Source organism: Acinetobacter sp. YH12134 (assembly GCF_013418555.1).
In the GTDB taxonomy this organism is placed as follows: domain Bacteria; phylum Pseudomonadota; class Gammaproteobacteria; order Pseudomonadales; family Moraxellaceae; genus Acinetobacter; species Acinetobacter indicus.
This window is the reverse complement of record NZ_VPBT01000031.1, coordinates 22,616-28,615: the sequence shown is the minus strand read 5'-3', so window position 1 is coordinate 28,615 and position 6,000 is coordinate 22,616. Positions and strand designations below refer to the sequence as shown.

The window sequence follows — 6,000 nt, the reverse complement described above, 5'->3', positions numbered from 1 at the left end:
GCCATTTTAGTTTTCAACAAAAACAACACCCGGATGAACGTCAAGGCAATACCTTAACCTTACAACGTCGCAACATCCATACGGTACCGGAATACCACCCACTACAGCACCGACCGGCGGCTCATCCACAGCGTGCCCGGGTGGTGGGGCCTGCTGGAGAAAGCATCCATGTCGATGAATGGGGACGCATTAAAGTCCGTTTCCTGTTTACCCGCAGTGATGATCATCAGCATGATGGTGGTGCTGGTAGCAATGACAATGACACCGACTCTGCCTGGGTGGATGTACTGACCCCCTGGGCCGGAGAAGGCTATGGGGCACGTTTCCTGCCACGGATTAATGAAATTGTGGTGATCGACTTCTTTGACGGTAACATCGACCGGCCTTTTGTGGTGGGACGTCTACATGAAGCAGAACGTTCTCCAACCCGCTTTGATACCCTAGGCCAGCTACCCGACACCAAAAAACTTAGCGGGATCCGCTCACAGGAAATTGAAGGTAGTGGCTTTAACCAACTACGTTTTGATGATACTCCGAAGCAGATTTCTACCCAGCTGCAAAGTAGTCATGGTTCTACCCAACTGAACCTGGGGAACTTGAGCCATCCCAAAGCCAGCGCTGAAAGTGATGGCCGTGGTGAAGGTTTTGAACTGAGAACCGATCAGTGGGGTGCAGTACGTGCTGGAGAAGGCTTACTGATTTCCACCCATCCACAGGCACAAGCCGAAGGCAATCATCTCGATGCCAGTGAAGCCAAGAGTCAGCTAGAAAGCAGCCTGAACAATGCTCAAGCCTTAAGTGAAGTGGCCAAAAACCAGCAGACCGATCCTTTAGAAGTTCTCGATAACTTAAAGAACTTCTTAGAGCAGATCGAACAGCAGGATGAAAATAAAGCTGCTGCTTTTAAACAGGCCTTAATGATTCTTAGCGCACCAAACTCTATTGCGTTGAGTAGCCAGCAAGATGTGCATCTCTCTGCTGATGGTCAGATCAGCCACAGTGCCGGAGAGAGTATTAACCTCAGCACACAACAATCGCTGATTGCCCATGCCAGCCAGAAACTAAGTTTATTTGCAGCACAAGAGGGTGCACGTTTATATGCCGGTAAAGGCAAGGTTGAGATTCAGGCACAGGGTGATGGTGCAGATCTTATTGCAAGAAAGGGGGTGCAGATTATTTCAACGGAAGACAGGATTGAAGTTAAGGCGAGTAAAAAAATTATATTGGTGGCTGGAGGAAGTCAGATTGAAATTAGTGGTTCAGGTGTGTTGCCGACAACTGCTGGGAAGTTTGAGGTGAAAGCAGGGCAGCATCTGTTTTTACAGCCACAGAATGTGGTTGAACCGAAGATGAGCTTACCTCAGATGGCAACATTATTTAGTAATCAGATTAATTATCAATGGAATAGCTCGTCTGCAGGAGAAAAAGAAATTTTTGTGATTGATCAAACTGATGGAAAGCTTCTGAAAACCAATAAATCCATATTAAATGAACAACATCAATTAAGTACTTTTAGGTTCTATACGCCCCAGTCAACTGACTTTATTGCGCTGAGCTTTAACTCTTTGTGTACACATTTGAGTGGAGCAGTGAGTGATGAACAGATTGATTATTTGCTCGAAGAAATAGAAGAAGATCAGGAGGATGAGGTGTCTACACACGAGGATATTGAATCATGAGTAAACTGGTGACCATTACCTCTAAGTTTTATGATAAATCTGGACGATATGTCAGAAATCTGAAGGTGAAATCACGTTATCAAAATTCATCGAGAGAGAATCTGAAGAAAACAGATACAGATGGCTTATTTGTCTTTCAAGCTTCTCCTAATCGGATGGTAGAAATTTTAGCAAAACCACCGAAGGCATCTGATTATACTGTGGTGAAGGTCATTAATTCTTCGACCCTCTCCTCCTCAGAGCATCCTATAAAAATTCAGTTACCTAACACAATTGAAGAATATCGACAAATGAATAGTACGATTTCTCAGAATCGTTTGGTGGTAACACCTTTTCAAGTGGTGGATGTTCATGGAAAGATTATGGCTCATTTTCCGATACAAACACGGCCAAAGGGAAAGAAAAGTTTTGAACGTATTACGGATGATCAAGGAAGAGTTGAAGTCCTCTCTTCGGCTAATCGTGATATTGAATTTTTAGCCTTAACATCGAATGATGAGTTTGTTTTAAAAAGATCGCTTAATTCAGGTAATGGCACAGAAAAACCTATTCTGATTCAATTAGATGAACCCTATGAAAAGTTTAAAAGTACTTCTACACTAACGCTTGTAGATCGTGAAGGTAGTAATTACGTTATTGAAAAAACAAATATTGAGATGTTAATTGTAGCTACCGGGAAGAAAAAGGTTTATTCGATTTCCAATGGAAAACTGCCGTTAATAAGTATGGTTGGGCAGAGATTACAATTTACTGTACTCAAACCAGATGGAAAGCCTTTAGATCCAGTAAGTTATGTGGCCAAAAGAGTTAAAGAGGAAGCTGTTAAATTACATCTAGATGTTGATATTATTGAAGGAACCACAGAGGAGAATAAACCTAATTTAGATAAAAGAATTGATAATGATTCAGAAGATATTATTTCGTTAAGCTTTTTTAAAGCTGTTTATGGTTCTAGAAAACTATTTTCTCATCGCGTAATGAATGGGAGATCAACACAAAATACTACGCCAGAAGAGTTTGTTCCTGAGTTGAATAAAAGTCTTAGAAAACATAATTTAAAAGATAAATTAATGTTATGTCATTTTTTAGCACAAATTTATCATGAGTGTGACCACTTTAATACCTTAATTGAATATGCTAGTGGGAAAGATTATGATATATCTAACTTTCCGCCATCTGTTTGTGACGTTAAAAATAGTCGAGCATGTCGAAGAAGAAATCAAATCTTAGCTGAAGGAAATACATCTTTTGGAGATGGTCCTAAGTATAAAGGAAGAGGTCTAATTCAGCTAACTTGGAAAAGTGCATATAAAAAATATAAAAACTACTCAGGAATAGATGTAGTTAGTAACCCAGAATTAATTTGTGATGACTTATTTCATGCAGTGGAAAGTTCTGTATGGGCATTTAATATATTTAAAAATGCAGATAATTTAATTTATAAAGGGTATCCAGATTTAAATAGTAACTATAGTGATAGTCATCATTTAAAAGTAGTTGAGTCTGTGAGTAAGAGAATAAATGGTGGAAATAATGGGATGTTGGAAAGAAAGAAGTTATTTATAAAAATATTGAGAGAAGTGGAGAAAAGGAATGGTTTTAAATAAATTTTTCATTTTTTTATTATTGATTTTTTCAGGTAATTTGTCAGCAAAAGATATTTTAGTAAAAGAAGATAATAATATTTACTATAGGAAAGGGGGAGAAAAATTTTATTTATTCAATGGTAATGACTACTGTTATAATAAAAATGGTTTTTGGTTAGAGGAAATAAATGATAGTAAGTATAAATATTTGGTGGTGAATTACACAGAGGATTGCAACCCAAGTGGTCAATACAGGATTTTTGAGATATCTTCTAAAGAGGTAAAAGAGTTTTATTTGAGTCCATTATACGATCCAGAATTTAAAAAAAATAGAATTATTGAAAGGTTTAAAGATGGAGCAATAAGCTATAAAAGAATATATCTTTTAGAGTCTGGGAAATATATATTGAAAGAAGAATGGAGGACTTTAGCTCCAAACTTAAATTTAACTACTTTTTTTTCAAATCCTAATAATATTTATATATTGAAGAGTGACTTAGGTAAAATAGTCGAGAAAGTTGAAGTATCCTCAAGAAAGGCTTTTTTATTTGATCAATATTTTAATAAGAAAAGATCTTATTTAATTAATGGGGATATTGTAAGGATAAAAAATATTGTAAAAAATAAAGATGAATTTTACTTAAATATTGAATATTTAAGTATGGGTGGGAAAGTAGTAAAAGGTTATATATTGATATCTGATATTTTGTGATTTTTCATTTTAAAATTTTATGAATTAAAGAAATTTATAAGTCCAAGAATTATCAATAAGAATTGTAATTAATTAAAAATTCCCTATTCTAGTTTTCTCCTTAAGGGGGGAGAGGAACTCTATTACTATAAAGGGCTTTGTTGCACAAAGATTTCATAACTATATGATTTTAAAGGTTTTGATTATTTTTTGATCCAAAATTAAATTTATTTAAATCAGATGCTTACATATTTATGCAACAAAGCCATTTTAAATTAGAGAATAGTATAGTTGATGATATGGTTGGTGAGGTATTTGGTTGGGGGTTGTGGCATGACCCTGAATACAAGAAAATTGGATGTACAAAATCATTAAGTGAAGCAAGAAAAGGTTATGCAAGATTTATTGAACTTTCCAAGAATCAAAAATTTAAACCACCTAAGAGATATGGCTACACACAGGAAAGAGCAGAAGTATTAGCTAGGAGAAAATTAAGTGGTTAAAAAGCTTATATTTATAATAATTTATTTATTTTCAATGATATCTTGTGCAAAAACAAGTGAAACACTTATATCTGAAGTATACTATTGTCTAAAGGATGATACATCGAAGATAGAAATTGCTTTTGATAGATACAACTCTAGAATAATCCATAGACCTTTTACTTCCTTTCATAAGTTAAAGGAAGTAAAAACTGTTATTTATGATGATGAGTCAAAAGCATTGGAAACAACCTATAAAGAATTAGAGGATAATAGAGAGGTAGCCAGTTTTACGTTTATCTCAAAAGGTAATGAATTTTGGGGGGCAACATATACGCCAATTAATAAAGAAGTTAAAGATCTCGATGAAACTAGATTTAATTTAAATAAAATTAACGCAACCTGTTTTTGAAATTAATATTTAATTTAAATATCACTCTGAGAAATTAAACGCTAGCTGATAACTTTAAATTATTACTAAAAAAGCCGACTCTCGTCGGCTTTATAAATTATCCTTCCAGCACTGTTTCCAGCAACTCTTCACTTGGAGCGAAGTAGTAAGCACCATCTAAAGCGGTCACAAAATGCAGTAAACGGTCATGAATACCATCCCCCGAGGTGCCAAACATACGCTCAAGCATCGCATCCAGAATGGTTAAATCCTTGGTATAGGCAATAAAGAATAAGCCTTGGTCACCTTGCCCATCCCCATACGGTAGGGAATGACGCAGAATTTCCATTTCTTCACCTTCATCATCTTCAACTACGGTACGGGCGACGTGGGCATTGTCAGGTTTCACCTCATCATCTAGCTCAATCGACTCAAGTTTGGTGCGACCCATCACTTGTTCTTGTGCATCGACTTTCAGACGTTTCCATTTATCTAAATCATGTGCATAACGCTGGGCAAAGACAAAGGAACCATCTTCAAAAATGCCGGCATCTTCGCCCAGTAAAGCGACTTCAGCACGGTCATCCGGGAATTGCGGGTTTTCTGTGCCATCAATAAAGCCGGTCATGTCGCGGCCATCAAAATAGCGGAAGCAGACCCGCTCATCCAGAACATCAACCTGATCCTGAATACCCTCAAAGAAAGACTGGCTCAGGGCAAAACAGATATCCGCACGGGCACTGGCAATATGAATGAGTACATCTGCCGGTACGACAGGCATCTGGAATGCGCCTTCAATCGGTTGTAACTGCTTAAAGCCAGCTGGAGTTTGGGAGTACAGTTGTGCCCAAAGTTCAGGTCCAAAGGCCACGGCAGTTTTAATTTGTGCATGAGGATGCTGGGTAATCAGGCGATCACGGGTATTAAAAAGATCAGCTAATTTTTCTTTTAATTGCTCAAGAGTTAAATCTTTTAAACGTAAAACAATAAAACGGGCATGATCTGAAGGTAATGGCAAGATTACAGATTGAGCTGTCATTCATGGCTCCTAAGTTTTTAATAATCAATCACTAAAACTATTGTGCCTGAACCGGTAGCAGCTTAACAGTCTCTGGATCAGATTTTTATTGCCTCTTTACTGCGCACTTAAAAGATGAATCGTCATATAATA

General features: G+C 37.0%; 6 protein-coding genes. 5 read left to right on the top strand and 1 reads right to left on the bottom strand.

Going from position 1 to position 6,000, the window contains the following annotated elements:
- From FTU69_RS13660 to FTU69_RS13640, 5 genes are all read left to right on the top strand, one after another.
- On the top strand, window positions 1–1,679 hold a 1,679-nt coding region (locus FTU69_RS13660), incomplete at its 5' end, for a type VI secretion system Vgr family protein (RefSeq protein WP_180104048.1).
- The gene (locus FTU69_RS13655) at window positions 1,676–3,286 is read left to right on the top strand and encodes a glycoside hydrolase family 19 protein (RefSeq protein WP_180104047.1); all 1,611 of its coding nucleotides are present in this window, start codon (window positions 1,676–1,678) and stop codon (window positions 3,284–3,286) included. The genes FTU69_RS13660 and FTU69_RS13655, both read left to right, overlap by 4 nt.
- Entirely contained in the window at window positions 3,273–3,977 is a 705-nt protein-coding gene (locus tag FTU69_RS13650; RefSeq protein WP_168382051.1) for a hypothetical protein, read from the top strand. Before FTU69_RS13655 ends, FTU69_RS13650 begins: the two co-directional genes overlap by 14 nt.
- A 233-nt stretch (window positions 3,978–4,210) precedes the next feature.
- The gene (locus tag FTU69_RS13645) at window positions 4,211–4,459 is read left to right on the top strand and encodes a hypothetical protein (RefSeq protein ID WP_180104046.1); all 249 of its coding nucleotides are present in this window, start codon (window positions 4,211–4,213) and stop codon (window positions 4,457–4,459) included.
- Window positions 4,452–4,850, top strand: a complete 399-nt coding sequence (locus tag FTU69_RS13640) for a hypothetical protein (RefSeq protein ID WP_034598110.1) — start codon at window positions 4,452–4,454, stop codon at window positions 4,848–4,850. The genes FTU69_RS13645 and FTU69_RS13640 overlap by 8 nt, the downstream gene beginning before the upstream one ends.
- Window positions 4,851–4,947: 97 nt before the next feature.
- Here the strand turns inward: FTU69_RS13640 and FTU69_RS13635 are convergent, their stop codons facing one another.
- Window positions 4,948–5,868, bottom strand: coding sequence for a Dyp-type peroxidase (locus FTU69_RS13635; protein WP_005181383.1), 921 nt, complete (start codon window positions 5,866–5,868; stop codon window positions 4,948–4,950).
- Window positions 5,869–6,000: the final 132 nt, after the last annotated feature.